General features: G+C 67.5%; 6 protein-coding genes. 5 read left to right on the forward strand and 1 reads right to left on the reverse strand.

The features are described 5' to 3' along the window. The 3 genes from QIS99_RS31980 to QIS99_RS31990 form a co-directional block, all read left to right on the forward strand. Positions 1–383: ATP-binding protein (locus QIS99_RS31980; protein WP_282517262.1), on the forward strand; the 383-nt coding region annotated here is incomplete at its 5' end. A gap of 24 nt (positions 384–407) precedes the next feature. Then, positions 408–677: a prevent-host-death protein gene (locus QIS99_RS31985; RefSeq protein WP_282517263.1), complete on the forward strand. Its 270-nt coding sequence runs from the start codon at positions 408–410 to the stop codon at positions 675–677. Next, positions 667–1,125, forward strand: a complete 459-nt coding sequence (locus QIS99_RS31990) for a type II toxin-antitoxin system VapC family toxin (RefSeq protein WP_282517264.1) — start codon at positions 667–669, stop codon at positions 1,123–1,125. The genes QIS99_RS31985 and QIS99_RS31990 overlap by 11 nt, the downstream gene beginning before the upstream one ends. A gap of 47 nt (positions 1,126–1,172) precedes the next feature. Here the strand turns inward: QIS99_RS31990 and QIS99_RS32245 are convergent, their stop codons facing one another. Next, positions 1,173–1,688 carry a DUF6881 domain-containing protein gene (locus QIS99_RS32245; RefSeq protein WP_349017341.1) on the reverse strand — a complete coding sequence of 172 codons (516 nt, stop codon included), beginning with the start codon at positions 1,686–1,688 and terminating at the stop codon, positions 1,173–1,175. A gap of 304 nt (positions 1,689–1,992) precedes the next feature. On the opposite strand from QIS99_RS32245, the gene QIS99_RS32000 reads away from it, so the two are divergent. Further along, positions 1,993–2,262, forward strand: a complete 270-nt coding sequence (locus QIS99_RS32000) for a type II toxin-antitoxin system Phd/YefM family antitoxin (RefSeq protein WP_282517265.1) — start codon at positions 1,993–1,995, stop codon at positions 2,260–2,262. Positions 2,263–2,275: 13 nt separating this feature from the next. Then, on the forward strand, positions 2,276–2,680 hold a 405-nt coding region (locus QIS99_RS32005; RefSeq protein WP_282517266.1), incomplete at its 3' end, for a PIN domain-containing protein.

A 2,680-nucleotide genomic window follows, 5' to 3' on the forward strand; every position in this document is an offset into this window, starting at 1 on the left:
GCCACTTCCGCCGCATCCTGCGCACATTCCTCACGTCCTGGCAGATGCACGAACTGTGCGACGCGGCAGAGCTGGCCCTGACGGAACTGGTCGCGAACGTGATCCGCCACGTACCGGAGAACCCCCACACCACGATCCAGATCCTCCGCCACGCGCGCGTACTGCGAGTAGAGGTAACGGACCACAGCCCGAACCCTTTACGGCCAGGCACCCCCTCCCCCCTCACGGAAACCGGCCGCGGCCTCCTCCTCATCGAGGCGGTAACCGACCGCTGGGGCACCCAGCCCGCCCCTGCCGGGGCGACGGGCAATACGGTGTGGTTCGAGTGCGAGGCGAAACCTGACCGTGGTGGAGCCGGTGTGCCAAGCGGTAGCACGGCGTAGCACTCGGGAGTTACCGTGGATTGCATGACCGCACAGCCGGAGATCACTCAGCGCGATCTGCGCACCAGGTCCAGAGAGATCATGGACGCCGTCCAGCACGGCCAGTCCTTCACCGTCACCCGGGACGGGCACCACATCGGCGAACTGGTCCCCCTGCGCCGTCGCAGGAGGTTCGTCCCGCGCGGCGAGTTCGCGGCCATGTCACGCACGGCCCCGGACATCTCCGTGGACACATTCCGCGCCGACCAGGACGCCACGGCCGAGCAGGAGCTGGACGACCGCTATGCCCGTTGAGCACCGGCAGGGCCTCCTCGACACCAACATCCTGATCCTGCGCAGGTGGCTGGACCCGGCAGAACTGCCCGCCGAGGTGGCGATCAGCGCAATCACCCTGGCGGAACTCTCGGCGGGGCCGCACGAGGTTCGCAGCAACACGGAACAGGACAACTACGACGAGCACGCCGAGCGCGCCCGGCGCATGGACGTCCTCCAGCGCGCCGAGAACGAATTCGACCCGATCCCCTTCGACACCGAGGCGGCCCGCACCTTCGGGAGGGTCTGCGCAGCCGTGATCGGCTCCGGCCGCAAGCCCCGCCGCCGGGTCGCGGACCTCATGATCGCCGCCACCGCCATCGCGGAAGAACTCCCCCTCTTCACGACGAACCCGGACGACTTCAAGGGCCTGGACGACCTGCTCACCGTTGTTCACGTCACCCGCCCCGAGGCACTCCACGACCGCTGACCAGGGCAAAGCCCTCAGCCGCCCCCCGCCTCCTTGGGGTGACTGGACTAATAAGCACCCGGCCACCGGGCACCGCGCCAGACCCCCTCGAAATCATCGGGCTCGATAAGAAATGTAGAGAATTCCGACTGAGCGGCAACATCATCAATGGACCCCACCGGAATGTCACTGAGACCAATTCGACCCGATTCGTGCTGCGCGTCCGCCTTCGCCTTCAGCGCTAGACCATCGCGATACTCCTGAACCTTCCGAGTCTCGTACCCGTCGTCACCCACTTCACAGTAGACAACGGTCGGCTCCTCGGAGAAATCATGAATCCCCACCGCGTCCAGGTCGAAGTGGCGCGTGCCGTTCAACTGGTCGTCGATGCGGGTGAGATGGCCATCCGCGCGGTAGCCGTACGACCTGTGCTGGACCGGAGTATCAGCACCAGCACCGCCCCCGGCGCCCGTCACCGTCTGCGCGGTCAGGCGGCCCAGCGGGTCGTACATCTGCGTAACCGAGAGCGCGTCGCCGACACGGCGCGTCAGTTCGCGGCCCGCCGCGTCGTGGTCGAACGTCATCGTCCGCCCGGATGTCGTCAACTCGGTCCGGTTGCCCGCCGCGTCGTACGCCCACCGGCTGTGCGCCCCCGCCGGAGTCGTACGGCCCACACGTCGGCCCAGCACGTCGTACTCGTACGACCGGTCCGTGCCGTCCGGTGCGGCGCGGCGCCCGCCAGGTGGAGAGCCGTCCGGCCTTCCGCGGTGGTGAGCCGGAGTCGGTAGCCGCCACAGTGGTTGATCTCGGTCGGGGTTCAGCACGGATACGAGTGCCGCCAGGAGCGACGCACTGGCGGCACGTACTACGCCGTACTACAGTGGAGTCATGACTCAGAGCGTGCCGATAAGAGAGCTCAACCAGGACACGGCGGGTGTCATGGCGCGCGTGGAGGCCGGGGAGACGCTCACGATCACGCGCAACGGTCAGCCGATCGCCACCCTGTCCCGCCAGGGCATCCAGCCAGGCCCACCCACTTATCCGTTCCGCACGGACCCGATGGGGCCGCTCGACGACCTGCCGACGTTCGACGGCCCCGACCTCTCGGACGACGAGATCGACGCCACTCTGCGCGGAATGGGCGGCGACGTTGACTGAGCAGGGCGTTGCCGTGGCGATCGGGGACACCAACGCCCTGTTCCGGCTGTTCACCGCCTCCAGCAAGGGCCATGCCGAGCATCGCAGCTGCCTGGGCCGCATCGGACATCTCGTGATATCGCCCATGGTGCTGGCCGAGCTCGACTACCTGCTGACGGAACGCATCAGCGCCCAGGCCGCGTCAACCGCCCTCGACTTCATCAACAGGCGAGTCGACGGCAAACGCTTCGAAGTACCCGCCGTGCAGCCACACCTGCACACGGCGCACGCAGTCATGGACGGCTACCGGAACCTGGACGGCGGCAAGGGCATCGGCCTCGCGGACGCCGTGAACGTCGCCCTGGCCGCGCACTACCGCACGGCCGACCTGTTCACGTCGGACCATCACTTCCGCATCGTCCGACCACTGGACGGGAAC

The organism is Streptomyces solicavernae (assembly GCF_029968095.1).
GTDB lineage: Bacteria > Actinomycetota > Actinomycetes > Streptomycetales > Streptomycetaceae > Streptomyces > Streptomyces solicavernae.